The sequence below is a fragment of the Rhizobium sp. BK112 genome, assembly GCF_014193215.1.
Classification (GTDB): domain Bacteria; phylum Pseudomonadota; class Alphaproteobacteria; order Rhizobiales; family Rhizobiaceae; genus Rhizobium; species Rhizobium anhuiense.
This window is the reverse complement of the sequence record NZ_JACHYZ010000015.1, coordinates 99335-125384: the sequence shown is the minus strand read 5'-3', so window position 1 is coordinate 125384 and position 26050 is coordinate 99335. Positions and strand designations below refer to the sequence as shown.

The 26050-nt window shown below is 60.8% G+C and carries 27 protein-coding genes; 11 read left to right on the top strand and 16 right to left on the bottom strand.

Annotated features, from left to right (window positions below; genetic code table 11):
• Nucleotides 1-47 precede the first annotated feature (47 nt).
• The gene (locus FHT75_RS30345) at nucleotides 48-779 is read right to left on the bottom strand and encodes a FadR/GntR family transcriptional regulator (RefSeq protein ID WP_029868376.1); all 732 of its coding nucleotides are present in this window, start codon (nucleotides 777-779) and stop codon (nucleotides 48-50) included.
• Between the two features lie 45 nt (nucleotides 780-824).
• Nucleotides 825-3881, bottom strand: a complete 3057-nt coding sequence (locus FHT75_RS30340; protein ID WP_063473540.1) for an FAD-binding and (Fe-S)-binding domain-containing protein — start codon at nucleotides 3879-3881, stop codon at nucleotides 825-827.
• A 98-nt stretch (nucleotides 3882-3979) separates the two neighbouring features.
• Here FHT75_RS30340 and FHT75_RS30335 point away from each other — a divergent pair, with 98 nt between their 5' ends.
• On the top strand, nucleotides 3980-4729 hold the full coding sequence (locus tag FHT75_RS30335; RefSeq protein ID WP_029868427.1) for an SDR family NAD(P)-dependent oxidoreductase: 750 nt from the start codon (nucleotides 3980-3982) through the stop codon (nucleotides 4727-4729).
• The gene (locus FHT75_RS30330; protein WP_063473541.1) at nucleotides 4722-5471 is read left to right on the top strand and encodes an SDR family oxidoreductase; all 750 of its coding nucleotides are present in this window, start codon (nucleotides 4722-4724) and stop codon (nucleotides 5469-5471) included. Before FHT75_RS30335 ends, FHT75_RS30330 begins: the two co-directional genes overlap by 8 nt.
• Here FHT75_RS30330 and FHT75_RS30325 read toward each other — a convergent pair.
• From FHT75_RS30325 to FHT75_RS30315, 3 genes are all read right to left on the bottom strand, one after another.
• Nucleotides 5452-5709: a hypothetical protein gene (locus FHT75_RS30325; RefSeq protein ID WP_047618812.1), complete on the bottom strand. Its 258-nt coding sequence runs from the start codon at nucleotides 5707-5709 to the stop codon at nucleotides 5452-5454. The two genes, FHT75_RS30330 and FHT75_RS30325, sit on opposite strands and share 20 nt — an antisense overlap.
• Before the next feature lie 52 nt (nucleotides 5710-5761).
• The gene (groL, locus tag FHT75_RS30320; protein WP_063473542.1) at nucleotides 5762-7390 is read right to left on the bottom strand and encodes a chaperonin GroEL; all 1629 of its coding nucleotides are present in this window, start codon (nucleotides 7388-7390) and stop codon (nucleotides 5762-5764) included.
• A gap of 153 nt (nucleotides 7391-7543) precedes the next feature.
• Nucleotides 7544-7858, bottom strand: a complete 315-nt coding sequence (locus FHT75_RS30315) for a co-chaperone GroES (protein ID WP_029868431.1) — start codon at nucleotides 7856-7858, stop codon at nucleotides 7544-7546.
• Nucleotides 7859-8216: 358 nt separating this feature from the next.
• On the opposite strand from FHT75_RS30315, the gene FHT75_RS30310 reads away from it, so the two are divergent.
• The 4 genes from FHT75_RS30310 (at nucleotide 8217) to FHT75_RS30295 (ending at nucleotide 9624) form a co-directional block, all read left to right on the top strand.
• Entirely contained in the window at nucleotides 8217-8507 is a 291-nt protein-coding gene (locus tag FHT75_RS30310) for a hypothetical protein (RefSeq protein ID WP_029867897.1), read from the top strand.
• 107 nt (nucleotides 8508-8614) lie between these two features.
• Complete coding sequence (locus tag FHT75_RS30305; RefSeq protein WP_029867896.1) at nucleotides 8615-8821, top strand: hypothetical protein; 207 nt, start codon at nucleotides 8615-8617, stop codon at nucleotides 8819-8821.
• Nucleotides 8822-8875: 54 nt separating this feature from the next.
• Entirely contained in the window at nucleotides 8876-9199 is a 324-nt protein-coding gene (locus FHT75_RS30300; RefSeq protein WP_063473576.1) for a DUF2934 domain-containing protein, read from the top strand.
• A 5-nt stretch (nucleotides 9200-9204) separates the two neighbouring features.
• Nucleotides 9205-9624, top strand: coding sequence for an HD domain-containing protein (locus FHT75_RS30295; protein ID WP_029867894.1), 420 nt, complete (start codon nucleotides 9205-9207; stop codon nucleotides 9622-9624).
• A 107-nt stretch (nucleotides 9625-9731) separates the two neighbouring features.
• Here the strand turns inward: FHT75_RS30295 and FHT75_RS30290 are convergent, their stop codons facing one another.
• Nucleotides 9732-10001 carry a hypothetical protein gene (locus FHT75_RS30290; protein ID WP_029867893.1) on the bottom strand — a complete coding sequence of 90 codons (270 nt, stop codon included), beginning with the start codon at nucleotides 9999-10001 and terminating at the stop codon, nucleotides 9732-9734.
• 42 nt (nucleotides 10002-10043) lie between these two features.
• The gene (locus FHT75_RS30285; protein WP_183845423.1) at nucleotides 10044-10307 is read right to left on the bottom strand and encodes a hypothetical protein; all 264 of its coding nucleotides are present in this window, start codon (nucleotides 10305-10307) and stop codon (nucleotides 10044-10046) included.
• A 319-nt stretch (nucleotides 10308-10626) separates the two neighbouring features.
• Between FHT75_RS30285 and FHT75_RS30280 the strand changes: the two genes are divergently transcribed.
• Nucleotides 10627-11133 carry an HIT family protein gene (locus FHT75_RS30280; RefSeq protein WP_048338436.1) on the top strand — a complete coding sequence of 169 codons (507 nt, stop codon included), beginning with the start codon at nucleotides 10627-10629 and terminating at the stop codon, nucleotides 11131-11133.
• 25 nt (nucleotides 11134-11158) lie between these two features.
• Here the strand turns inward: FHT75_RS30280 and FHT75_RS30275 are convergent, their stop codons facing one another.
• The 7 genes from FHT75_RS30275 to FHT75_RS30245 form a co-directional block, all read right to left on the bottom strand.
• Nucleotides 11159-13009, bottom strand: coding sequence for a DUF2264 domain-containing protein (locus tag FHT75_RS30275; protein ID WP_063473543.1), 1851 nt, complete (start codon nucleotides 13007-13009; stop codon nucleotides 11159-11161).
• Between the two features lie 77 nt (nucleotides 13010-13086).
• On the bottom strand, nucleotides 13087-14361 hold the full coding sequence (locus FHT75_RS30270; RefSeq protein WP_063473544.1) for an ABC transporter substrate-binding protein: 1275 nt from the start codon (nucleotides 14359-14361) through the stop codon (nucleotides 13087-13089).
• Between the two features lie 39 nt (nucleotides 14362-14400).
• Nucleotides 14401-15114, bottom strand: a complete 714-nt coding sequence (locus FHT75_RS30265) for a YesL family protein (RefSeq protein ID WP_025554599.1) — start codon at nucleotides 15112-15114, stop codon at nucleotides 14401-14403.
• Between the two features lie 20 nt (nucleotides 15115-15134).
• Entirely contained in the window at nucleotides 15135-16244 is a 1110-nt protein-coding gene (locus FHT75_RS30260) for an ABC transporter ATP-binding protein (protein WP_025554597.1), read from the bottom strand.
• Nucleotides 16245-16259: 15 nt separating this feature from the next.
• Complete coding sequence (locus FHT75_RS30255; protein ID WP_063473545.1) at nucleotides 16260-17432, bottom strand: glycoside hydrolase family 88 protein; 1173 nt, start codon at nucleotides 17430-17432, stop codon at nucleotides 16260-16262.
• Nucleotides 17433-17436: 4 nt separating this feature from the next.
• Entirely contained in the window at nucleotides 17437-18273 is an 837-nt protein-coding gene (locus FHT75_RS30250; protein ID WP_025554593.1) for a carbohydrate ABC transporter permease, read from the bottom strand.
• A complete protein-coding gene (locus FHT75_RS30245; protein WP_025554591.1) occupies nucleotides 18270-19256 on the bottom strand; it encodes a carbohydrate ABC transporter permease in 987 nt (328 codons plus the stop codon). Before FHT75_RS30245 ends, FHT75_RS30250 begins: the two co-directional genes overlap by 4 nt.
• A 130-nt stretch (nucleotides 19257-19386) precedes the next feature.
• Between FHT75_RS30245 and FHT75_RS30240 the strand changes: the two genes are divergently transcribed.
• The 4 genes from FHT75_RS30240 to FHT75_RS30225 are packed head-to-tail and all read left to right on the top strand — an operon-like array spanning nucleotide 19387 to nucleotide 24164.
• Nucleotides 19387-21183, top strand: coding sequence for a heparinase II/III family protein (locus FHT75_RS30240; protein WP_063473546.1), 1797 nt, complete (start codon nucleotides 19387-19389; stop codon nucleotides 21181-21183).
• An 11-nt stretch (nucleotides 21184-21194) separates the two neighbouring features.
• Nucleotides 21195-22055, top strand: coding sequence for a hypothetical protein (locus FHT75_RS30235; RefSeq protein WP_063473547.1), 861 nt, complete (start codon nucleotides 21195-21197; stop codon nucleotides 22053-22055).
• Between the two features lie 50 nt (nucleotides 22056-22105).
• On the top strand, nucleotides 22106-22774 hold the full coding sequence (locus tag FHT75_RS30230) for a response regulator (RefSeq protein ID WP_047618835.1): 669 nt from the start codon (nucleotides 22106-22108) through the stop codon (nucleotides 22772-22774).
• A complete protein-coding gene (locus FHT75_RS30225; protein WP_063473548.1) occupies nucleotides 22764-24164 on the top strand; it encodes a sensor histidine kinase in 1401 nt (466 codons plus the stop codon). Before FHT75_RS30230 ends, FHT75_RS30225 begins: the two co-directional genes overlap by 11 nt.
• Before the next feature lie 82 nt (nucleotides 24165-24246).
• Here the strand turns inward: FHT75_RS30225 and FHT75_RS30220 are convergent, their stop codons facing one another.
• A complete protein-coding gene (locus tag FHT75_RS30220) occupies nucleotides 24247-25128 on the bottom strand; it encodes an ABC transporter permease (RefSeq protein ID WP_029733066.1) in 882 nt (293 codons plus the stop codon).
• A gap of 11 nt (nucleotides 25129-25139) precedes the next feature.
• Nucleotides 25140-25958, bottom strand: a complete 819-nt coding sequence (locus FHT75_RS30215; protein ID WP_029733067.1) for an ABC transporter ATP-binding protein — start codon at nucleotides 25956-25958, stop codon at nucleotides 25140-25142.
• Nucleotides 25959-26050: the final 92 nt, after the last annotated feature.

Genomic DNA, 26050 nt, shown 5'->3' with positions numbered 1-26050 from the left:
GAAGTGATCGCAGGAAAACGCACCGCCTGAAAAGCAGGCGGTGCGCATCAATCCTCTGTTTCGCTGCTCGCCGGCTCATTGAGCATCGTGCGGTAGCGATGGAGGCTTTCCTCCAGATGGACGATCAGCGCAGCCTTGGCAGCCTTGGCATCACCTTGGGTGATCGCGGCCAGAATAGCGGCGTGTTCCTTATTGATCTTCTTCAGGTAGGTGCTGTAGCCGCGCGCCGATTGGCGATGTTTGAGCACGAGTTCGAAATTGATGCTCTCTATCACCGCTTCCAGAAAACTCGGGAAGTGGGGATTGCGGGTGGCGCGGGCGATCGCAAGATGGAATTCGAAGTCGGCGCGCGCCTCGACCTCGGCATCGTCCGTCACCAGGTTTTCAAGGTTGTCATAGGCGCGGGCGATCTCGGCCAGCGCCTCCGGCGTCCGCCTCGACGCTGCAAGGGCAACGGATTGGATCTCGACGCCGAGCCGTAATTCCAGGATCTGCATCGCCGAGCGAATGTCCTCGATGCGGCTGATCTCGAAATTGAGGGTCTTTGCGTCCTTCTCGCTGACATAGACCCCCGCACCCTGCCGCGCTGTCACCCGTCCGCCCACCTTGAGGGAGGTGAGCGCCTCGCGAATGACAGTTCGGGAAACCCCGAACTCTTCGCATAGCTGGGCACTTGACGGAATTTTCTCGCCCGGGGCATAAAGACCGGAATCGATCCGTTCCATCAGCTTTGCAACGACGATTTCCGCGAGATTGCCTCGTTGCGTGATGATTGACACTGGTTCGCTCCGGTTTTCACGATCAAATTTAGCACATATCACATATCATGCCACGTCTGATTGTGGGATGCCGGCGTTTTCAGACATTATCTTATCGATGACCTGAAAGGGGTGCGGGATGCGTTTGTTGTCGATTTCCTTCACCTGGGAGCGGCACGAATATCCGGTGGCCATGAGACTGTCTGTATCGCCTGATGCATCGACCTCCGGCTTCCAGCTCATCGCATAAAGGCGCTCGGAGATCGGCCGGTTGCGGGCCTCGTGGCCAAAGGTGCCGGCCATTCCGCAACACCCCGTTTGTGCCGCCTGAAGGTCGATGCCGAGGCTTGCGAACACTTGTTTCCATTGTGCGACGGAAGAGGGCGCATTGGTGCGTTCGGTGCAATGCGCCATCAACCGGAAGTTTTTACCCTTGGCGGAGGAGGGTGACGCGGCAAGCCGGTCAAGAGTGGTGACCAGCCATTCCTGCGGAAGAAGAATAGCCGCCTTCAGCATGCCCTTGTATTCGCTGCGAAAGGCGAGCGTCATCGACGGATCGAGCCCGACGAGCGCCACACCCGCTTCATCCAGCCGCTGAAGATAATGCGCGGTCCGCCCGGCCGCAGCCTCGAAACGTCCGAGATAGCCATGAACGTGCAGCGCTTTGCCATTAACGTGGGAAGCGGCGAGGAAGGGCGAGAGCCCCATTTTCCGCGCAAGCCTGATTGCGGCGAGGGCGACCTCAGGATCGAAATAGGCGGTAAACGCATCGGCGACGAAGATAACGCTCTGCCCCCTCTGGCGCGGCGACAAGGCCTCGATCCGCGACGGGGTCGCAAGCGGTACCCCAAGGCGGGCGGCCTCTTTCGCCAGAGAGATCCGCGGCAGGCGGGGCAGGGACGTCAGTCCGGCGACGCGCATCATCATCCTGCCGGCGCGCGTGCTGACGATAAGGTTATAGGCAGGTCGTATCCGCTGAACCAGGGGCAGGGTGGTCTCGATGGCGGCGACGAGCGGATCCTTCAGCGGACGGAGGTAACGTCCGTAATAAAGTTCGAGGAATTTGGAACGGAAGGCCGGGACGCTGACTTTCACCGGACATTGCCCCGCGCAGGCTTTGCACGCCAGACAGGTGTCCATCGCAGCGCGGACCTCATGGGAAAAGTCGTCACGATTTTGGGGGTTCAGCGAGTTGAAGGCGCGCCGCGCCAGGTTCGCCAGCGGACCGCTCCGCCGCAAGCGTTTTGCCTCCTCGCGAGCATCGATGCCCTTCTCGGCAAGCAGCTTCAGCCATTCCCGCATCAAAGCCGCGCGGCCCTTGGGCGAAAAGCGCCGATCGCGTGTCGCCTTGTAGGAGGGGCACATGGGGCTGGTTTCATCGAAGTCGAAACAGGCGCCGTTGCCGTTGCAATAGGCGGCGTTGTCGAAGGCCGAGCGGATCTCGTTGCCGATGATGCGGTCGGTCTCTCCTCGCAGCGGCACGTCGTCGATCTTCAGCAGCGCCTGGCCGGCAGGGGCTGCAATCTTGCCTGGATTGAGGCGGTTTTCCGGATCGAAAGCCCGTTTGATCTCCTGCAGGCTGGGATAGAGATCGCCGAAAAATTCCGGCACATATTCGGAACGCACGCCTTTGCCGTGCTCTCCCCAGAGCACGCCGCCATATTTGCGCGTCAGCGCCACGACGGCGTCGCTGATCTCCCGAACCAGCCGGACATGGTCGTCGCGGGTAAGGTCGAGTGCCGGCCGCACATGCAAGACGCCGGCATCGACATGGCCGAACATGCCGTAGGAAAGGCCCGCGCCATCGAGAAGCGCGCGGAATTCGCGGATATAGGGCGCGAGGTTTTCCGGCGGCACGGCCGTATCCTCGACGAATGCAACCGGTCTGACTGGCCCTTCCACGTTTCCAAGCAGGCCGACCGCCCGCTTGCGCATCGACCAGATCGCCTCGACATCGGCATGACCTCGGGCGATCGTGTAACCGGCATGGCGTGCATTTGCGCCGGTGGCAAGCGCTGCAGTCACCTCGGCGAGTTTGCGTTCGAGTTCGGCTTCATCGTCGGCCAGCACTTCGGCGATATTGATGCCGTTGGTCGCTCCGCCCGCGTCGTCCGGAAAAAAGCGGGCAATGCCGGTCCAGACGATGTCGCCTCTGGCGAGGCCGAGAACCTTTTCGTCGACCGTTTCCACCGAGGCGACGTTCAGCGCCACGAGGCTGCGGGCATCCTCCAAGGCGGTGTTGAAGTCGCCGTAGCGGATGTTGATCAGGGCCGCATGGGCGGGGATCGGCAGAAGGTTGAGTTCGGCTTCGGCGATCATCGCCAGCGTTCCCTCCGAGCCGCAGAGGATGGCATTGAGGTCGAAGCGCCCGTCGCTTCGGAAGATGTGAGCGAGGTCGTAGCCGGTCATGTAGCGGTTGAGTTTCGGAAAGATCTCGGCGATCCGGTCGCGCTTTTCCCGCGCGATCCGCTCGACTGTCCTGTGGATCTCGCCGACACGGTCCTGGCGCGCGACGATCTCCGTGAACGCCTCCGGATCGAGCGGGCGCGACCACCAGTCGGAGCCATCTACAAGCACGATGCGCAATCCCAGTACATGGTTGCTGGTCTTGCCGTAGAGGCATGACCCCTGGCCGCAGGCATCCGTGGAAACCATGCCGCCGATGGTGGCGCGATTGGAGGTGGAGAGTTCAGGCGCAAAAAACAGGCCGTAAGGCTTTAAAGCCTGGTTCAGTTGATCCTTGACCACGCCCGCCTGGACGCGGGCAATTCTCCTGACCGGGTCGATTTCGAGAATGGAATTCATGTGTCGCGAGCAGTCGACGACGATGCCCGATGTGAGAGATTGGCCGTTCGTGCCGGTTCCGCCGCCGCGCGGCGCGACGGTGATCCCGCGAAAAGCCGGCTCCGACAAGACGGCCGCCGTGATCTGCAGGTCTTCGACGCCTCGGGGGAAAAGGATGCCGGTCGGCTCGATCTGATAGATGGAGTTGTCGGTCGAAAAAACAGTCCGGCTCGCCGCGCCGGTTTCGATGTCGCCATCGAACCCCGCCTCGATGAGCCGCTGGAAGAATCCTGCAGGAGGAAGGGGGATTGAACCATGCGGCCGGAGGCGTGGAATCATTGCGAAACCTTCAGAATGCACTTGAGCTTTGTCAAGCTTGGCATATAAGTGATAACATACAATGGCAGCTGCGCAACGCAAAACACTGAGGTGGAACTTTGAAGAACCAGACCGCAATCATCGTCGGCGGCGCTTCCGGACTCGGCTTGACGACGGCCAAGCTGATGATCTCGCATGGGGCGACCAGGATCGGGCTCATCGATCGCAATGAGCAGCTGCTTGCCTCTTCGGCCGAGGCGCTTCGTGCTCTCGGCGCCGAGGTTGCGACGGCCGCTGCCGACATTTCCCGGGCGGAAACGGCTCATCGTGGGTTCAACGAGATCGCCGGCAAGCTCGGCCGGATCCATGTGCTCGTCAACAGCGCCGCCATCTATCCGAGACGTCCTATCCTCGAGATCACCGACGAGGAATGGGACCTCGAAAATGCGATCAACGTGAAGGGTACCTATCATATGATGGTGGCTGCCGTTCTTCATATGCGCCAGCACGTGAACGCGCCCGAGGTTACGGGGCGGATCGTCAATGTGACCTCGGTCGATGCTTTCAAGGCTCATCCCCAGAATGCGCATTATGCCGCAACCAAGGCGGCTGTCGTCAGTCTGACGAAATCCTTTGCCCAGGAATGCGCCAAGGACCAGATCCTTGTCAATTCCGTAGCGCCCGCCGGTTTCGCGACGGATCGCGCCAAGGAGCTCGGATTCCTGCCGGAGCTGGCCAAAGCCAGCGCCCTTGGCCGCGCGGCCGAGCCGGTCGAAATGGCGGAATGGATCGTCATGATGGCATCGAGCCGCAACACCTATGCAACAGGCGAAAACGTCGTCGTCAGCGGAGGCTACATCTATGTCTGAGCCGCTGCCCTATCGGGTCGCCGTGGTCACCGGTGCGACGAGCGGCATCGGTCGCGCCACCGTCGACAAGCTGTGTAAGATGGGGCTGACGGTCTATGCCGTTGGCCGAAGCGCCGAGGCTCTTGAAGAACTCGCTGGGGAAAGCGGGGCGAAGCCGATCCGGGCCGATGTGCGCGATACCGCCGAAATCGTCAAGCAGCTTCACGGAACTGAGGTCGATATCCTGATCAACAATGCCGGCATTCTCTCGACTCGGGCGACATTCAGCGAGATCGAACCGTCCGAAATCGATGCCATGATCGACATCAATCTCAAGGCGCCGATGCAGCTGACCCGTGCATTCCTGCCTGCCATGGTTGAGCGAAAGCGCGGCCACCTGATCTATATCGGCTCGAGCGGCGGCCAGGCGCCGTATCCGAATATGGCGGCCTACGGCCCGTCGAAGGCCGGGCTCAGCCTGTTTTGCGACAATTTGCGCTGCGACCTGCTCGGGACCTCCGTTCGGGTGACCGAGGTGGTGCCGGGCCGCGTCCAGACGGAACTTTATCGAACCGCAATGGCGGGCAATCAGGCGCGGACGCTGCTCTATGACGGCTACCGTCCGATACAGCCTTCACACATCGCCTCGATCATCTCGAGCGCCATCGAGCTTCCCGTCTTCGTCGACGTGTCGCGGATCGAAGTCTTCCCGACGGACCAGGCGACCGGCGGCGGCACCATGGTCAAATTTCCCGGGCCGTAGGCGGGCGCTCGCTTGTTTCGAAGAGACCGCGGGCCGCCTCGACCATCGATTGCAGCTGATTGGGGTCGCGTACGCCCTGTCGGTAGATCTCGATGATGATGCTCGCCATTCGTTCGGCTTCATCGCTGTCTCTTGCTATTGCGTAATCGGCGCGCAGCTTGTCGAAGACGTGCTGGCAGGTTTCAAGATCGCGGGAGTCCAGCGGTACCTGCGATCGGTTTTTGATCGTTTGAACCATCTCTATTCCCTCCGAAAGGCCCGCCAGCGAGGCCGGCGGGCCGGCAGATGTGTTAGAAATCCATGCCCGGGCCGGCGGGCAATGGCGGCGGCGCGTCCTTCTTGGGTTTCTCGGCGATCATGGCTTCGGTCGTGACGAGAAGACCGGCGATGGAGGACGCGTCCTGCAGCGCGGTGCGAACAACCTTGGCCGGATCGATGACGCCCTGCGCATAAAGGTCGCCATATTCGCCGGTCTGAGCGTTCCAGCCGTAGGCGAAGTCACTTTTCTCGCGCAGCTTGCCGACGATGACCGAGCCTTCCGCTCCGGCATTTTCGGCGATCTGCCGCGCCGGCGTCTCGAGCGCGCGGCGAACGATGTCGACACCGACACGCTGGTCGCTATTGGCGGTCTTGAGGTTGTCGAGCGCCTTGACGGAGCGCAGCAGCGCCACACCGCCGCCCGGCAGAATGCCTTCCTCGACCGCCGCCCGGGTTGCATGAAGCGCGTCGTCGACGCGGTCCTTCTTTTCCTTCACTTCGACTTCCGTCGAGCCGCCGACGCGGATGACGGCAACGCCGCCGGCGAGCTTGGCAAGACGCTCCTGCAGCTTCTCGCGGTCGTAATCGGAGGTGGTTTCTTCGATCTGGGCCTTGATCTGGGCAACACGGCCTTCGATGTCGGACTTGGCGCCCGCGCCGTCGACGATCGTGGTGTTCTCCTTTTCGATCGACACCTTCTTGGCACGGCCGAGCATGTCGAGCGTTACGGATTCGAGCTTGATGCCGAGGTCTTCGGAGATGACGGTGCCGGCGGTGAGGATGGCGATGTCTTCGAGCATGGCCTTGCGGCGGTCGCCGAAGCCAGGCGCCTTGACGGCAGCGATCTTCAGGCCGCCACGCAGCTTGTTGACGACGAGGGTTGCAAGAGCTTCGCCTTCGACGTCTTCAGCGATGATGAGGAGCGGCTTGCCGGTCTGGACGACGGCTTCGAGAACCGGCAGCATCGACTGCAGGTTCGACAGCTTCTTCTCGTGGATGAGGATATATGGGTCTTCGAACTCGGCCCGCATCTTGTCGGCATTGGTCACGAAGTAGGGGCTGAGGTAGCCGCGGTCGAACTGCATGCCTTCGACGACTTCGAGTTCGGTTTCGGCGGTCTTGGCTTCTTCAACGGTGATGACGCCATCATTGCCGACCTTTTCCATGGCTTCCGCCAAAAAACGGCCGATTTCGGCATCGCCATTGGCGGAGATCGTGCCGACCTGGGCGATTTCGGCATTGTTGGAGATCTTGCGGGCGTTGGCCTTCAGTTCCGCAACGATGGCGCCGACGGCGAGATCGATGCCGCGCTTCAGGTCCATCGGGTTCATGCCTGACGTGACGGCCTTGGCGCCCTCTTTGACGATCGCCTGGGCAAGCACCGTTGCGGTCGTGGTGCCGTCGCCGGCGATGTCGCTGGTCTTCGAGGCGACTTCACGGACCATCTGGGCGCCCATATTCTCGAACTTGTCTTCGAGTTCGACTTCCTTGGCGACGGAGACGCCGTCCTTGGTGATGCGCGGCGCGCCGAAGGACTTGTCGATCACGACGTTGCGGCCCTTCGGGCCGAGCGTCACCTTCACGGCGTTGGCCAGGATGTCGACGCCGCGCAGCATCTTCTCCCGGGCTTCGGTGCTGAATTTGACTTCTTTAGCGGCCATGTCCTCACTCCTTCATAGGCAGCCAGAGCAATTCCGGGAAAGGTGCGAAGCGGTTTTCCGTTCGGAATTGCGTCAGAAATAAAATATTGGAGCTGTTCTGCTTTTCTACGACAAGCTGAAGCGCTCCAGCGTTGACGAATGTTCGCAGGGACCTCAGGCGGCCTGCTGCTGTTCGCCCTGGGTTTCGATGACGCCCATCACGTCGCTTTCCTTCATGATCAGCAGGTCTTCGCCATCGATCTTGATCTCGGTACCGGACCATTTGCCGAACAGGATGCGATCGCCGGGCTTGACGTCGAGCGCCTGGATCTGGCCGGCATCGTTGCGTGCACCAGGGCCGACGGCGATGACCTCACCTTCCTGCGGCTTTTCCTTGGCAGTGTCGGGAATGATGATGCCGCCCTTGGTCTTGTCCTCTGACGTGACCCGGCGGACGAGAATGCGATCATGAAGCGGTCGGAACGACATGTCTTCCTCCATCGACAAACAGTGATGATGTTGCTCCCCCCGGGCCGGACCGGATGACCAATCCGGGGCGGGTGCAAGGTTCCGCACGAGCGCGCCTTGCGCGACTGATCTGGTTCGACGGCACTGCAATTTCAAGAGGGAATGAGAGAAAAATTAGCACTCTCCACCGGCGAGTGCTAACGTATTGCAGGGAACAGAAAATCGGCTCCCGCGTTCGGACTACAAGGTGGATGACACTGTGTCGAATGCGCGTTCAAGCCGCATCGAGGCTTGAATCCGGAATTTGACATTCCCAACTGTCTCATGATCGAGGCTTGACGAGCTCGATCACCGTCCCACGTCTTTTGGAGTGAGTGACATGGAAGAAAAGACCAATATAATCAGAGACCTCAGCATTGAGGAACGTGAGGAAATCTTCGTCGATATCGCTCGCACGCTGGAGGATACGGCGCGTGAGGCTCTTGTCGAAGGCAACATGCAGTTTGCGGCACTGTCCAACAACATGGCTGAAGCGATCCGCGTCAACGCCGACGAACTGGCCCGTGACGATCCCGACAATGCCGAGCTCGTGTTGCTGCAGGCGACGGCGATGATTTCGCAGTTCGAGGCCGTGCACCCCTATCGAATGGTGAGTATGGCCGTTCATTGATTGCCGCCGGCGCGTGCGGCTCGATCGCGCGCTCAAATCAATCGCCACCCACGCGGAACTCTCACTGCTTGCGAAGGTTATTGGATCACAACATCGAAGGGTGATCCATGATGACCGTCAAATCCACCGTGCCGCCCGAGAGCGGGACCGACGACGCGCGTTCCGCCGACACCGAACGGACCGAAGCCGATCGCAAGAGGGCATTGGAAACTGCCCGGGAGGCCGAACGCTTCTGGAAGGAACGGGTGGAGACGCTTTCAAAGGACGAGCACAAACGGGTGGAGGATTTTCTTCCAACCATCAACACGCCGTGAAAGTGGCTGGGCCTGTTCTTCGGACGGCTTATTTAAATGCGCTTGGAGGAGATCATGGCGATAGACAAGCACGAGCAGATACGTCGCCGTGCCTACGAAATCTGGGAGGCCGAAGGCCGCCCGGACGGCGCCGACCAGCGTCACTGGCTGCAAGCCTGTGATGAACTTGCGGGCGAGGATGAGCATGAAACACTGCAGAACCTGCTCGATGAAGACGACAGGGATGATGCAGCACTGCTCCAAGGCGCCGGCGAGAGCGGCGATTTCGATCGGCGACAAACGCCTGTCCAGGCCGCGGCGGTTCCCGTCCCTGACATCGAGATGACGACGGGCGAGAAGCCTTCCCGACAGAAGATCGGGAAGACCGAGGGCCCGTGATCGCCATGCAGCATCTCGACCATGCCATCCAAGTGGCTCTTACAGCCCATGAAGGTCAGGCAGACAAGACCGGCCGGCCGTTCTTCGAACATTGCCAGCGGGTCGCACTTCTCGTTTCCGGCGATGAGCGGCGGACGATCGCCTACCTTCATGACGTGGTCGAGAAAGGAAGCGGCTGGACGCTCGACAGGCTGAGGGAAGATGGCTTTGCGCCAGCGATCATCTCCGCCGTGGACGCTCTGACACGGCGGCCGGACGAGCCGGACGACGACTTCGTCAGACGCGCGGCATCCAACCCGCTGGCCTTGCCGGTCAAGCAGGCCGATCTCGAAGACAATCTCCGGCAGGCCGAACAGACCGGCAAGAACACCGAAAAGTACCAGCGCGGCCTGGATCTCCTGCGCGACATCAAGAGCCGACAATAGGAGCTCGGACAAATTTGCGCAGTTCGCCTGGCCGCCAAGATCGATAATGGGCCGATGGCGACCGTAACCTGACTTCCGCTGGTGCAGCGAAGGTTTTGTGCCTCATTTCATGTTTTGTTGGTAAACCACACTGTCGGGACGCCGAGCACGCCTCCCGTGCGCATCGCCGTCTTCAGTTCGTCCAGCTTGCTGAACGCCTGAGCCGCTTCAAACGTCGCAAACTCATGGGTGACGGTAATATCGTTCGGGTTGTCGATGGCGCGATAGACGGCTTGCGCTGTCACCCCATTGGCCTTCTGAACCTGATGAAACGCATCATATACCTTGCGCCAGGCGGCGTAGTCGGAGACCTCGTGCCTCACGAATAATGTCGTCATATCATCCTCCCCGATTGCATTTCCAAGTCTCGTGGATGGCTATTACGATTGAACCAGGAACATTATGGTCTCGGGCAAGACGCCGTCACTCGCCATCGCATCGGCGGCTGCCTTGGTCTGCATGAAGGCCATCAACTTTTCCATGTCTGCGACGTCCATGACCAAACCAACGCGGTTGGAGTTTTGCGGGTCTGTAAACGTACGAATGTTCGTGACGCCGATGGGTTCCAATACCTGTTTGCGGATGGGTGAAGCGAGCCAGTGTTTCGTGTCCTTGACGTCGTGACAGATCATTATGGTAGGCATTGTGTCCTCCTCTCAAGATCTCGGAAAACTGAAAGCTAAGTATGCTGTTGCGCTTTGCCGGATTTCATTACAGCAATGTTGCGAAGAGTGGGTTTTTCTTATTCATTAGTTGGAGATGTAAATATAACTATTGAGTAATTCGAAAATGTTATGCGACGGCGGCGTCGGGCGCGCATTGGGTTTTTGCAATAGCTTTGGTGACGGTTCCGGAGTCAGTGAGTGTCATTGGCGCTAATGACTTGGTCAATTTGACTTCCCTCCGATTGTCGCATCAATCTGACAATAGGATACGCCGCGTGCGAGATGGCAGAGGTTTGGAATGATCGAACGCCAGCCATTTGATCTCAAAGCCTATGTCCACGACATCGGAACAAGGCCGTGCTTTATCTGCGGCTTGCTCAAGAACGACCCCGCTTTCTTTCATCATCGCGTTTTTGAAGACGATGAGACGATCATTTTCCTGAGCAAATATCCCACGTTACCCGGCTATTGCCTTGTCTGTCCGAAGGAGCACCGTGAGGATCTGGCGCGAGACATGTCGAAGGATGAATATCTTCGACTACAGGGCAAGGTGCATGTCTTGTCGCGCGCCCTCAAAAGCGTGTTCGACGCCGAGCGAATTTATGTGCTTTCGCTCGGCAGCCAGCAAGCCAATAGTCACCTGCATTTTCATGTCGTTCCCTTGCCTTCAGGCGTGCCTCTCGAAGAGCAGCAATACCATGCGCTGATGGCGGAGAATGGGGTCCTGCACATACCTGACGATCAAATGGCAGAGTTGGCACAGCGCATCGCAGAAGCATACCGTGCCGAGTTGACCGCACGATAGTCACTCCTGTTCCCCCAATCCCAGGCTATGACTGGAGGGCGAATGCCGGCACCCGCTCGCCGTTCTCGCGAAAGAGCCGCTCCAAGTCTTCGAGGCGAGGGCAGGCAGGCGGATTATCGAGCGCTTGTGCCCAGTTCTCGCGGCTGGGCAATGCCATTGCCGCGGTCACGAGCACGGTGGTTCCGGGGCCGATTTGGCCGCGCAACTGCGGCAGCAGGGTCTTGGCGTGGATGAGATTGGTATTCGGGATCGGGCTCATCGCATGGCCGGCCCTCGGATCGGGCGATAGATCCACGATCGCGCTGACATCGGTCTGTCCGTACCAGACGGCTCGGCCTTCCCCTGCATCGGAACGGTCGGCATTGAAGTCCGCGCGTTCGATCGCAAAGCCGCCCTCGATTGTGCTGAGGGCGCGCGGCGTGGCGATGCGGTGGATGCGGATATGCCAGGGGTTTTCGGGAAGCAGCCAGGTTTCGATGGTGACATCGTTCCAGGGGCGCCAGCGCGAATAGAGGCGATTGTCGGCGATGAGCGCCTCTTCCATAGTTTCGCGCATGCGAAAATGGACGCCGTCGTCGGAGAGGCCGAGCATGCCGTCGAAGCTTGCGGCGGCAAAATTCCGGTCGTCGGCTTCGATGTTGAAGGCGTAGCGCGTGGAATAGACGAATTTCGAATATTTCTCGTTTGCGCCGAGCATCTTGTCATGCTGCTGTCCGGAGGAGAGCACGACCACATTTCCTGGCGTGTGCATGGCGACCATGCCCGCCGGTTTCAACGCAACCGGCTCCGGAAATTCCGGCTGCGGCGCCTCGTCGGCGGTCCAGAAGGGGTGATCCCCGGGAAGAGCCAGCGGTAGGAAGAATTTCAGCGCCCAATAGGGCGAACCGGGCGAATTGTAGCTCTCGCTCATGAAGAGATTGGGATAACCGTAGCCGACGGAGAGAACGCCGTCGCGCTCGGCAATCGGCATCGCCGACCACCAGCGGATATGGCGCATGTAATAGCCCTTGATCTCGGCCCAGGGCAGCGCTTCGACGCCGGCAAAGGCAAGCGCGCCCCAGAAACCACCGGCCGCGAAGCGGTAGGTCTGGCTGCGGCCGAAGGCAAGGGCTGCGCCATCGGGGCCGAACCAGTGGCGGATATCCCCGGCAAAGGTCTGGGCGCGATCCCGGAAGCGGTCCTTGCGCGCTTCGTCGCCGCGCGCCAACACGGTATAGATCAAGCCGTAGAAATGCATGGCGAAGGGGATGTAATGATCGACCCGACGCACCGGCCCGTCGCGATACCAGCCTTCCCCGAGGTCGAAGGCTTCCAACTCGTCGAGATAGGCAAGGGTTTTCCCGTGGTCGAAGGCGACACCAACGCGCTCCAGCCCGAGATCGATGAGGACGCGGAAGAATTTCCAGTTGTTGTCGATGAATTCCAGTTCGCGCGCGCTGAGAAGATAGGCGGCGACGGTCTTCTTTTCGCTATCGCTGAGCGGTTTCCAGATGTGTTCGGGGACAAGTGCCAGCGCGAAACCGACGGCGGCGAGCTCGACCAGTCGCTGATTGCGGTCGGCAAGATCGCCCCAATATTCGGGATGAGCGGGGTTCGTGCCGTTCGCCAGCCCGCGCCGATAGAGGTCCCAATGCGGGAACGCGCCGCCGCCTGCAGCGAACGGAACAATGCCCCAGAGCGGCCGTGCAAATCCTTCCAGATCCGCCGCCGCCCGGTCGAAGATCGCGCCGGCCGCACCGAGGCGCACACGGGCGCCGCTTTCAGAAAAATACGGCAGGAGCGGCTCGAAGAGATCGGTGACGGCCTTGGCGAGGTCGTCGCGGGTCTTCAGCGGATTGCCGAAGAGCGGATTGGCCCGGGCGGGATCATATATCATTGTCAGGCTCGAAATTCATGAAAAACTGGATCGGCCGCGGGCAGATATTGCCCGCGGCCGTCGACATTTCTTGACGTCTACTTGATGGCCTTCACGCCGTCGGTCATTTCCTTCAACCCGTCGTCGACGGACGTGTTGTCGGTCATGATTGCGTCATGCGCACGGTTGAGCACGACCTCGATCTTGGCGGCGTTCGGGTTGACCGCCATCTCCAGGTAGGTTTTCGTCGGCTTCAGCGCCGCCTTGCTGGCCTCGTCCTGCGGGAAGCCGGGCGTTGCCGCGATCGTGGCGCTGACGTCATCCGTCTTGAGCGCGGGGAACGTGCCCGTCGACGCGATAACGGCCGCACCCTCGGGACCGGTGACGAACTTGATGAAGTCGAGTGCGGCATCCTTGTGGTCGGAATTGGCGTTGACCGCCAGGCCGGAAATCTGGGCGGCCGTCGTGCCGGCCGCGACGCCGTCGGGATGCGGGAATTTCACGATGCCCCAGTTCTTGCTCTTCGATTCACCTGATTTCACCTTGGTGATCTGGGTGCCGACGAACCAGGTTCCCATCGGCAGCATGCCGATCGTACCGTTGAAGAAGAGCGCCGAATAATGCGTGTTCGACGTCTTCAGGAAGGCGTAGGAGGGAATCGCGCCATCCTTCTGTAGGGTGAGCGCCCTCTCGTACCAGGGCTTCAGGAAGTCATACTCACCGTCGACCAGCGTGTGTTTTCCGTCGAGGACGCCGGGCAGCTGGACGGTCGACCGCCAGGTATGCAGGAGCGCGCCATAGGTCTTGTTGGTACCCATGCCACCCGTAAGCTTCTCGGCGGTCGCGTCGAATTGCGCCCAGGTCATGTCATTCGTGGGGTAGGGCACGCCGGCTTTGTCGAATATGTCCTTGTTGTAATAGACGATCCAGAAGTCGGAGCGGAACGGCAGCGAATAGATCTTGCCGTCTATGGTCAGTTCCTCGATCAGGCCGCCATAGGGAGCCGGGTCGATCTTCTGATCCTTCACGAAGCTGCTGAGATCGGCGATGTTGCCGGCGCGCACCAGATTGGTGTAGCCCGGCACGTCCTTGATGGTGACGATGTCGATGTCCTTGGAGCCGCCGGTCAGCTGCGTCGAGATCATCTGCTGATAGTCCTGCGAGCCGAGGTCCATCTGCTCGAATTTCACGTTGGGGTGTTTGGCCTGATAGGCTTCGATCAGCGGCTTGTAATAGGCAGTCTTGTCCCAGTCCCACAAAGCCCATTTGAGCGTCACGGCGTCCTGGGCAAATGCTGCCCCGGCCGTCGTTGCAGCCAAGCTGAAACCCGCCAAGGCAAGTTTCATCGTCCTCCCAAATTTATCCAAATACATTCCCGTTCTCCTTCCCTGGATCATCTCTGGATCAGTTATTTATGAAGCGTTTCGTGCATGCGGTTTGCGGTACGGCGGCAGCTCGAGAACCATCACCGCCGCCCGATGGGCGCCGAATACGACGGCGAACATTCCGAGTGAAAAATTGAAGGTTGCCGGCATGAACACGGAAACCGGATAGAAGAGGATATGCGCCAGCCAGAGGCTTGCAACGAAGGCGAGCGCTGCAAGCGCCGGGAGCGGACGGATGATGGAGGCGAGCGCGGCGAGGCGCAGCAGCCTGGAAGCCGGCAGATCGCGCATCACCATCAGAATGATGAGATGGCAGGCGAGAACGGTGACGAAGGCGGTGGCGACGAGGGCAATCGCCAGCGGCACGCTCAGCAGCAGGTTGTCGCGCGCGCCGGCGGTATAGGCAACGATCGCATGGATGCCGATTGCAAGCCCGCCCGCGAGCACCAGCCCCCAAGCGGTGGCGCGCCAGAAATAGCGCAGAAAAGCTTCGGTGAAGTCCCGCAGCAGGTAGGTGTTGCGATCTTCCACAAAGGTCACCGAGACCCGGGCCATGGCGACCAGGGCTGCCGGTAGCGTCACCACGAGGAGCGAGGCCAGGATGAACAGGATGTTGAGCTTGACCATCTCCCACCATTCGCGGACGAGGATCTCGGCGAACAGCGCAAGGCCGGTCTTCTTCGGAGCATCCTTCGGAATGCCCGGTCCCTCCCTCGTCCACATCTCCCGCAACCACTGCATAGCCGTCTCCCGCAGGCGCCTCAGTATAGAATCGAACGTTCCGTTTCCTTGTCGAACAGCTGCGCGTTGGTCATATCGGCGACCAGCGTCGCCTCCTCGCCGATATCAGGCCGGTAGCGCGGCGAGACGCGGGCGATGAGATTGCGTCCGCCCGCCACCATGTTCAGGTGCACTTCAGAGCCCATGGGTTCGGCAAGCTCGACGACCGCCTTGAGGGGCGCCAGGTTCTCCGGTGCGATGTCGGCCGGCGGCAGTTCGTGGAAATTCTCGGGGCGGATGCCGAGCACCAGTTCGCGGCCTTCGTAAGGAGCGATCCTGTTCTGGTCGAAATGGGCAGGCAGCGGCAGTTCCCGGCCGTCGAAGACGGCAACGTAGCCTTCGCCACGGCGCAGGATGGTCGAGGGCAGCATGTTCATCTGCGGCGCGCCGATGAAGCCGGCGACGAACATGTTGACGGGGCGGTCATAGAGGTTCTGCGGTGTGTCGACCTGCTGGATATGCCCGTCCTTCATGACGACGATCCGGTCCGCCATGGTCATGGCCTCCACCTGATCGTGGGTGACATAGATGAAGGTGGCATTGAGGCGCTTGTGCAGCTTGGTGATTTCGGAGCGCATCGTGCCGCGCAGCTTGGCATCGAGATTGGAAAGCGGCTCGTCAAGAAGGAAGACGGCGGGATTGCGCACCATGGCGCGGCCGAGGGCGACGCGCTGGCGCTGGCCGCCCGAAAGCGCCTTCGGCTTGCGGTTCAGGAGATGACTGATGTCGAGGATCCTGGCGGCATCCTGCACCTGGGCATCGATGTAATCGCGCGACACCTTCCTGAGCTGGAGGCCGAATGCCATGTTCTTGTAGACGGTCATATGCGGGTAGAGCGCATAATTCTGGAAGACCATGGCGATATCCCGATCCTTGGAAGGAACGTCGTTCATGACGTCGCCGCCGATCTTGAGCTCTCCTCCCGATATTTCTTCGAGGCCGGCGATCATCCGCAGCGTCGTCGATTTGCCGCAGCCGGAGGGGCCGACCAGGATGATGAATTCCTTGTCTGCGATCTCGAGGTCGATGTCGTGGACGACGGTAAGCGCACCGTAGCTCTTGTTCAGCTCTTTAAGCGAAATGCTGGCCATCGGGTTCTCCTGAATTCACCAATAGGAAGACCAGCTGCGCGAAAGGCGCGTCAAAGCTTCCATGTAATAATAGTCTCCCCAGGAGACGCATTCATCGACGCCCTCGCCGCGGCAGGTGTTGAAGGGCGATTTCTTCGAATAGGTGGCGTGCAGCACCAGGCCGTTCGAGACGGTGGGATCCTTGACCGCATAGTGATCGGCAAGGCTCTTCATCATGCGCCGCGCCAGTATGTGATAACGCTCGGCCGGCTCCGGTTCGACGAGATCGGCCATCTCCAGAAGACCGCAGGCGGCGATCGAGGCCGACGAGCTGTCGCGCGGCTCGCCGTCGCCGTCGGAAAAGACGAGATCCCAATAGGGCACCATGTCGGCCGGCAGCCGGTTGAGATAGAAGGCAAGCAGCCGGTCGAAGGTTTGGCGATATTCCTCGATCCGCTCATAGCGATAGGAGAGCGCCATCCCCGAGATTGCCCAGGCCTGTCCGCGCGCCCAGGCGCTGTCGTCCCGGTAGCCCTGCTTGGTCGCGCCGCGCACCGGCGCTCCGGTGACCGGGTCCATGTAGAAGGTGTGGTAGGTGGAATCATCCGGCCGAACCGAATTGGCGAGCGTGGTGCGGGCGTGGGTGAGAGCGATCTCGCGGTATTTCGGATCGCCGGTCTCGCGGCTTGCCCAATAGAGAAGCGGCAGGTTCAGCAGGCAGTCGATGATATAGCGGTATTCTTCCGCCACCCCCTTGCGGCCCCATGCCTGGATGAACTGGCCGACGGGCTGGAAACGCTCGATCAGCTGGTCGGCGGCGAGCAAGGCGGCCCTGCGGCCATCCTCGTCTCCGACGAGCTTCCAGGCGGCGATGCAGGACGGCGAATAGAGGAAGCCCATATCGTGATGATCGGTCTCGATGCGGTTCACGATCCGATGCAGGAACGATTGGACCTGGATCTGCGCCGCATGTCGGAAGACCGGATCGCCACTATGCTCGAAGGCGAGCCAGAGTTCGCCGGGCCAGAAGCCCGCGGTCCATTGAGTGTTCGCTACAGCCGGATAGAAATTCCCGACACTCGAATGGTTCTGCGAAGCATAGGTGAAAGTAGGAAGGTTGCGGCGGATCTGCGCGACGGCAAGATCGAGCGCGGCTTTCACTTCCTCGTCGGTGATCGGTTGCGGGGCGACGGACGGAACGGCGTTCATGGATTTAACCCTTCAGTCCGGTCGAGGCGATGCCCTCGACGAAGAAACGCTGGAGAGAGAGGAAGACGATGAGGACCGGAATGAGGGCGACGACGGAGGCCGCCATGATCAGCCCGTATTCGGCCGAATATTGCGAGATGAACATGCGCAGGCCGATCTGAACGGTCTTCAGCTCGGTCTTGGTCAGATAGATCATCGGCCCGAGAAAATCGTTCCAGGTGGTGACGAAGGTGAAGATCGTCAGCGTCGAGAGCGCCGGCTTGGAGAGCGGCAGCATGATGCGCGCCCAGATCTGGTACTCGTTCATGCCATCGATGCGGGCCGCTTCGCAAAGCTCGGTCGGGATCGACATGTAGAACTGCCGCATCAGGAAGACGCCGAAGGCGGTAAAGGCCTGCAGGCAGATCAGCGCCAGATGAGTGTTGTTGAGGCCGAATTCGCGCATCAGCAGGAATTGCGGCACCATATAGACCTGCCAGGGCATGGCGATGGTGGCGATATAGCCGAGGAACAGCGTGTTCTTGTAGGGGAAATTCAGCTTGGCGAAGGCGTAGGCGGCAAAGCTGGAGGTCAACAGCTGCAGCAGCGTGACGATGATCGTCAGTTTCGAGGTGTTGTAGATGAAGAGGGCGAGCGGGATCTTCGTCCAGATATCCACGTAATTCTGCCATTGCGGCTCCGCCGGTATCCACTCGATGGGGAAGGCGAAGACGTCGCGGCTGAGCTTCAAGGATGCCGAGAGCATCCAGGCGAAGGGCATCAGCATGACCACCGTGACCGTGATCACGATGGCATAGAGGAGGACCGTTTTGGCGGTGACTCTGCGTCCTGCGATCCTCATGCCTCGTCCTCCCTCTGGCGCCGGAACTGGAAGACGGTGACGGCGAGCACGAGGAAGAACAGAACGAGCGCAACCATGCTGGAATAGCCGAGATCCCAGGAAATGAAGGCTTCGTTGTAGATGTGGTAGACGAGGACGAGGGTCGAGGTGCCGGGACCGCCCTGGGTGATCATGTAGATCTGGTCGAAGACCTTGAACGACTGGATCGTCAGCATGACGGTGACGAAGAAGGTCGTCGGTCCGAGCTGCGGCACGGTGACATGGATGAACTTCTGCCAGGAATTGGCGCCATCGAGATCGGCGGCCTCATAGAGCTCCGAATTGATGCCCTGCAGACCGGCCAGATAGATGACCATGTAATAGCCCATGTTCTTCCAGATGCCGAAGAGGATCACCGTCACCATTGCCCAGTGGCGATCGGCAGCCCATCCCGGCATGTTCTTGGGATCGAGGCCCAGCGTGTAGAGGATCATGTTCACCGGTCCCATTTCGGGATTGAAGATCATGTTCCAGACGACCGCGACGGCCACCAGCGAGGCGACATAGGGAAAGAACATCGCCGTGCGGAAGAAATCGCGTCCGACAATCTTCTGGTTGAGGAGGACGGCGAGGCCGAGCGCGCAGAGCAGCGTCGCCGGCACGGAGGCGACCGTATAGATGACTGTGTTCCAGAAGGCCGCGATGAAGGCCTTGTCCTCGAAAAGTCGCCAGAAATTGTCGAGGCCGGCGAAGGTAATCGCATTCGAGCCGTCCCAATGCATGAAGGCGAGCACGAAGGCAAACAGGATCGGGCCGAGCGTGAAGACGGCAAAGCCGAGGAAGTTCGGCGCGATGAAGGAATAGGCGACGAGCGCGCTGCGTATCCTGCGCTGGCGCTTGGACAAGACGGTGGCTTTCCTGCCGGAAGTTGCCAGAGCGCCATCTCCAGCGATGGCCGAATTCGATATGGACACCGATGCCTCCTCTTCCTCTCGCAACCACATAGCACAGTTCCGATACTGGTCAAACAAGTTCTGAATAGGTCATACGAATTTAATAGAAAGCGCAAAATACATATGATAGGTGAGCATGCAGGCCAAACGCTCATCAATGCTTTCCGGTGCGGGGAGGGACATGTTCAGCGAGATTTCAGGGGAGCTGCCGGATGTGCTGGGCGATTTCACGCCTGGGTCGATTTGCTCAGATCGCGCCATATGGAACTCCGTGCCGCAGACGGTCCGGGAACGGATCATTCGCGACGCCGAAGAGACGCTTGCGCGCGCCTTTCCGCTCATCACCGCCTCGGATTACCGGGAGTTCACCGCAACGGGCAACCGCTCGCGCTTCGAGGAGCTTTATTTCACGCGGCGCCGGATGCTCAACAATCTGGTGCTCGGCGAACTCGTCGAAGGCGGGGCGCGGTTCCTGCCTGGGATTGTCGACGGCATCTTCCTGATTGCCGAGGAGAGCGGCTGGCAGCTCCCGGCGCACAACGCCTATGAACGAAGCGGCGCGCGGCTGCCGCTTCCCGACAATTCACAGCCTGTCGTCGATCTCTTCGCCGCCGAAACGGCGGCGCTGCTTGCCACCGTCGTCGCCTTGCTGGGCGACGCGCTCGACGGCATCAGCCCTGAAATTACCGCCCGGGTGGAACGCGAGATCCAGATCCGCATCCTCTCGCCCTATCTCGGCCGGCATTTCTGGTGGATGGGCCGCAGCGAGGAGCGAATGAACAACTGGACGGCCTGGATAAGCCAGAATGTCCTGTTGACGGTCTTCTCGCTGAAAACCGACCAGCCGGCGCGCCGTGCTGTTGTCGAAAAGGCGCTCGGCAGCCTCGATGCTTTCCTGAAGGACTATGCCGAGGACGGGGCCTGCGAGGAAGGCGTGCTCTACTATCGCCACGCAGCACTCTGCCTGCATGGCGCGCTGACCATTCTGGATGGCGTGGCGCCGGGCCTGTTCGGCAAGCTCTGGCAACAGCCGAAAATCCGCAGCATGGCTGAATATATCGCCCATATGCATGTGGCCGGCCGCTATTATTTCAACTTCGCCGATTCCTCCGCGGTGGTCGAACCCTGCAGTGTGCGGGAATATCTGTTCGGACAGGCGGTCGGTTCGCAGGTGCTGGCTGAGTTCGCCGCGGCCGATAGGGCGGCCTCCGGAAGCTCGCACCTGCCCGGAGAATGGAACCTCTGGTATCGCGTGCAGGAAGTGCTGATCGGCCCGACGCTTCCCGATGCCGCCCCGCCGCATCCTGCGTCCCGACGCGATATGTTTTATCCCGGCATTGGCCTGTTCATCGCCCGCGACGAGCAGTTTTCGCTCGCCGTCAAGGGCGGCAACAATGGCGAGGGCCACAATCACAACGATGTCGGAAGCGTGACGCTCTACAAGAATGGGCGCCCGTTCCTGATCGATGTCGGTGTCGAGACCTATACCGCAAAGACCTTTTCGGCGCGGCGCTACGAGATCTGGACGATGCAATCGGCGTTCCACAATCTGCCGACATTCGCAGGCGTCATGCAGTCGGCCGGCGACACATTCGGCGCGCGAGACGTCGAGGTCGGGTTTGACGAGGAGCGCGCGCGCATATCGCTCGATATAGCAGGCGCCTATCCCGCCGAAGCAGAGCTGCACAGCTACCGGCGCATCGTTTCCCTGCTGCGCGGCCGCCATGTCGAGATCGTCGACAGCTATGACGGCGGCAAGCCGGCGGTGCTGTCGCTGATGACGTGCCTGGCGCCGACCGTCGTCCCGGACAGGATCGATCTCGCCGATCTCGGCAGCATTTTCGTCGATGGCGGTGGCGAGATCGAAATCGACGAAATCGACGTGGAGGACGCCCGGCTGAGATCGGCCTGGCCCGGGAAAATCTACCGGCTGCGCGTGCCGTTCGCCGGCAGGGTTCTGAGATTGCGGATCGTATGAGGAAGGCGAGCATGGAATTGACGTTGAAGATCGTGGATGCCGATGGGCTGGTGCTGGCAAGCTCCACAGGGCGGGAGGAGACCTTCCTGGTCTATCGACAGAGCTATCGCGAAGGCGATCGCGTGGTCTTGGAGGTCTCCGAGCCTGGACATGTCTTCCTCGCCCTCGATGGCGCGATCCAACCCGGCCTGGTCTATATGAAGGAATGCGCCTATGCCCTCGCCGTGCCCTTCGGCGACAAGCGCAAGCCCTATTCGCCGAATGCCTTCCGGGGTGATCTCCACCGGCTTTCGGCGCGAAGCGCGCGCCCCGACGAGATCGTGCAACGCCGTAATCTCGCTCTGAACCCCTGGGACGATCATGCCAACCGGGCGCTGTTTCCGCATGCGCGCGCCAATGTGGAGACCCGGGGCGAAGCGGCCTTTGCCGCGCGCAACGCGATCGACGGCGAAAAGGCCAACGACGATCACGGCTTCTGGCCCTATACGAGCTGGGGCATCAATCGCGATCCGCAGGCGGCGCTGAAGCTGGAATTCGGCCGGCCGGTCAGCATTGACGAGATCGTCTTCTATCTCCGGGCCGATTTCCCGCATGATTCTTGGTGGAATGAGGCCAGCGTCACTTTCTCGAACGGCAGGACCTCCCGCTTTCCCTTGGTGAAATCGGGTGTTGCTCAGAGCTTTTCCATAGAACCCTGTATCGTCGAATGGGTGGAATTGCATGGACTGATCAAGGCCGAGGATGCCTCGCCCTTTCCGGCGCTGACCCAGATCGAGATCTGGGGAACGGAAGTGCCGGGCGCCGTCGATCGGGACGTCGCAGTTGCGGCCGAAGATAAACCAGAGCCGGCCGCTCTTCCTCTCAACTTATGACCCCACGGATGCGCTTCCGCCAAGCACTCTGCACATGCTAAGGAGGTCGGATGCGACTGCTTGTGGTGGAGGACAACAAGGATCTGGCGGCCTGGCTGGGGAAAGCCCTGCGACAGGCGCAATATGCTATCGATATTGCCCACGATGGCGAGGATGCGGAGCACATGCTCAAGGTGGCGGAATATGCCGCGATGATCCTCGACCTGGCGCTGCCCAAGCTTGATGGCTTGACGCTCTTGAAACGATTGCGGCAGTCCGGGAACAAACTGCCGGTCATCATCTTGACCGCGAATGCGAGCCTGGACGGTCGTGTGGCGGGGCTCGACAGCGGTGCCGACGACTATCTCGCCAAGCCCTTCGAAATTGCCGAACTCGAGGCGAGGATCCGTGCGGTGGTCCGCCGCGGCCAGGATCGGGCATCCTCCGAGATCACCGTCGGCAATTTGCGCTTCTCCGGTGGAACGCGGCAGTTTTTCGTCGCAGGCGAACCGCTGCAACTGACGCCGCGCGAATATGCCGTTCTTGAACAGCTCGTCATGAAGCTCGGCAACACGATCTCGAAAGCCGCTCTTTCCGAAAGCGTGTTCGGTTTCGACGACGAGGCGGATCCGAGCGCCATCGAAATCTACATCCACAGGCTGCGAAAGAAGCTCGAGAGCAGTTCGGTTCAGATAGCGACGTTGCGCGGGCTCGGTTATCTCCTCCGACATGTCCAGTAGCCTCGTCACAAAGCTGGGCGCCACGATCGCGCGGCTCAGCCAGAGCCTGAGGGTACAGCTGCTCTGCTGGGTGCTGCTCACTCTCTTCGGCGCGATTGGTTTCAATCTTTACGACAGCTTCTGGACGGCGGATGCGACAGCAAAGCTGGTGACGGATCGAACGCTTCTGGCCTCTGCCCGCGTCATAGCTGAAGCCGTCCGCGTCGATGAGGGTGGCAATGTTCAGGTGGACGTGCCGCCTTCCGCGCTGGAGATGTTCGATACAGGCTTCGGCGACCGGGTATTTTACCAGGTCATCACTGTATGGGGCAGTCTGGTGAGCGGTCTTCCCGACCTGCCGTTGCCAGCCGTACAGCGGGCGGGCGAGGATCGTGCGTTCCATGGTGCCGATGTGCGCGTCCTGATGCTCGACCATCCTGTCGTCGGCCTTCCCGATGATGGCACGATCTCGGTCACCGTCGCCGTGACGCATAACAGCCAGTATGCGATGCGAAGGCAGCTATGGCTTTCGGATTTTTCGAAGCAGTTCGTGCTCGTCTTCGTCGCAAGCCTGGTGACCATCCTCGGGCTTCAGCGGGGCTTGGCACCGGCTCTGAGACTGCGGGACGCCGTGCGCCAGCGCGGGCGCAACCGTCTCGATCCGCTGCCGCCCGAGATGGTGCAGAGCGAACTGCGACCGCTCGTTCATGCCCTGAATGACCATATGGAGCGTGTCCAGAACCAGATGGCCGCACAGCGACGCTTTGTATCGAATGCCGCGCATCAACTCAGAACGCCGCTCGCGCTGATTTCGACGCAGGCGAGCGTGGCGGCCCGCGAAGCCGATACGGCTCGCCGCGACGAGGCGCTTTTCGCCCTTCGCACCAGCACGAAGCAGATTTCGCGTCTTGCCAGCCAGCTCCTCACCTTGTCACGGGCCGAGCCCGGAAGCCGCCGTCCGCGCAGCGATACGACCGATCTCAGCAAGGCTGCCCGCGAGATCCTGGAAGCGCATGCCGAAGAGGCGCTCAAGCGCAACATCGATCTCGGACTGGAAGCGGACCGACCGGTCATCGTCGAAGGCGACGCTACGATGCTGCGCGAGATGCTGGTCAACCTCATAGACAACGCCATACGCTATACCTGTGCCAATGGACGGGTGACCGTCGCGATCGGCCAGGCGAACGGCAACGCCGTCGTCACCGTCGAGGACGACGGACCGGGTATTCCGATCGGCGAGCGCGAGCAGGTTTTCGAACGCTTCTACCGGATCATGGGGACCGAAGCCGAGGGGAGCGGTCTGGGGCTTGCGATCGTGCGGGAGGTTGTTGAAGGCGCCGGAGGTTCAGTCTCGCTCGATGACGCGGAAGGCGGTGGGCTGGTCGTGACGGTGCGGCTTCCGCTTGCTTAAACCTCAAGTGCATCAAATGACAGAAGGCCGGGCATGCACCCGGCCTCCTGTTCGATCTGCCTTGGGAGGAGGTCGGATTGGATCACTGCGTATCGAGATGCTGCTGCGGGCGCCACTTCGCCAGGCGGTTCTCGATCAGCGTCATGATATATTCGGCAAAAAGCGTGACGACCATGACGAGGAGGATTGCCGCGAACATGCCGGCGGCATCGAACGTACCCTTGGCGATCGAAATCAGCTGGCCGATGCCGAACCGGGCACCGACGAATTCGCCGACGATTGCGCCGATGATCGCGAAACCAAAGGAGACGTGCAGACTGGCGAAGATCCAGCTCATCGCCGAGGGGATGACCACCGTGCGGGTGACCTGCCAGTCCGAGGCGCCAAGGATGCGCGCATTGGCGATCATGTTGCGGTCGGCCTCGCGCACGCCCTGGAAGGCGTTGGCAAAAACCACGAAGAACACCATGATGAAGGCGAGAGCAACCTTGGACGGCAGGCCGAGACCCATGATCATGATGAAGATCGGGGCGAGAACGACGCGCGGGATCGAGTTGATCGCCTTGATGTAGACGGAGAAGATGTCCGACAGGAAGCGGTTGCGGCCAAGGCCGATGCCGACGAAGACGCCGGTGATCGAGCCCGCGAAGAAGCCGATCAAGGCCTCCTCCATCGTCACCCATAGATTATACCAGAGCGAACCTTCCGTGGTGCCTTCGGTCGCCCATTCGTAGAGGCGCTCAACGACGCCGCTCGGGCTCGAATAGAAGAACGGGTCGATCCACTGCATGTTGGAAGAAAGCTCCCACATGCCGATCACGAAGACCAGGATGGCAATCTGCCAGAAGCGCACCGCGGTGTTGCGCCGGCGCATCGCCTTCAGCGCCGACGCCTCGATTTCCGAGTCCGACGTGCCCGGCCGAAACAGGGTGGCCGAACCGGCCTCAAGAGTGGTGTGTGCCATGATATCCTCCCTCAGGCCGCTTCGCTCGCGCGCCGGTAGCTGGTCTCCACCTCCTCGCGGAGGTCTTCCCAGATCGTCTTGCAATAGTCGATGAAGCTCTGCTCGTAGCGGATTTCCGACACGACGCGCGGGCGCGGCAGATCGATCGTATAGACCGACTTGACCGTCGCGGGGCCGGCGGTCAGGACATAGACCTTGTCGGCGAGCGCGACAGCCTCTTCGAGATCATGGGTCACGAACACCACCGAGGCCTTTCGCTCCGCCCACAGCTTCAACAGCTCTTCATGCATGACGGTGCGGGTCTGGACGTCGAGGGCCGAGAAAGGCTCGTCCATCAGCAGAATTTCCGGCTCGTTGATGAAGGTCTGTGCCAGCGAGACGCGCTTGCGCATGCCGCCGGAAAGCTGGTGGGGATAGTGATGGACAAACTTCGAAAGGCCGACGCGGGCCAGCCAGTCGCGTGCGCTCTTTTCCGCTTCAGTGCGCGACTTGCCGCGAAACAGCGGGCCGGCCATGACGTTGTCGATGACGTTTTTCCAGGGAAAGAGCGCGTCGGTCTGGAATGCGAAGCCGACACGCGGGTCGATGCCGGTGATCGGGCCGCCCATCAGCCGGACTTCGCCGGCGCTCGGGCGTGCAAGACCCGTCACGAGGTTGAGGGTCGTCGATTTACCGCAGCCGGTGGGGCCGACGACGGCGACAAACTCTCCGCGGGCGACGGTCATGTTGAAATCGCGCAAGGCGGTAAGGGACTTGCCGGTCGGCGAGACGAAGCGGCGGCTGACATTGATCAGCTCGATCGCCGGAATCTGGTTGTTGTCATGTTGCATGATGATACCTGAAGCGTGCCTTTGGGCGCGTGCACGCAATGCCCATGGATCGATCGGTTGGCCGCTTCCGGTTGGTGCCGGAAGCGGCGTGA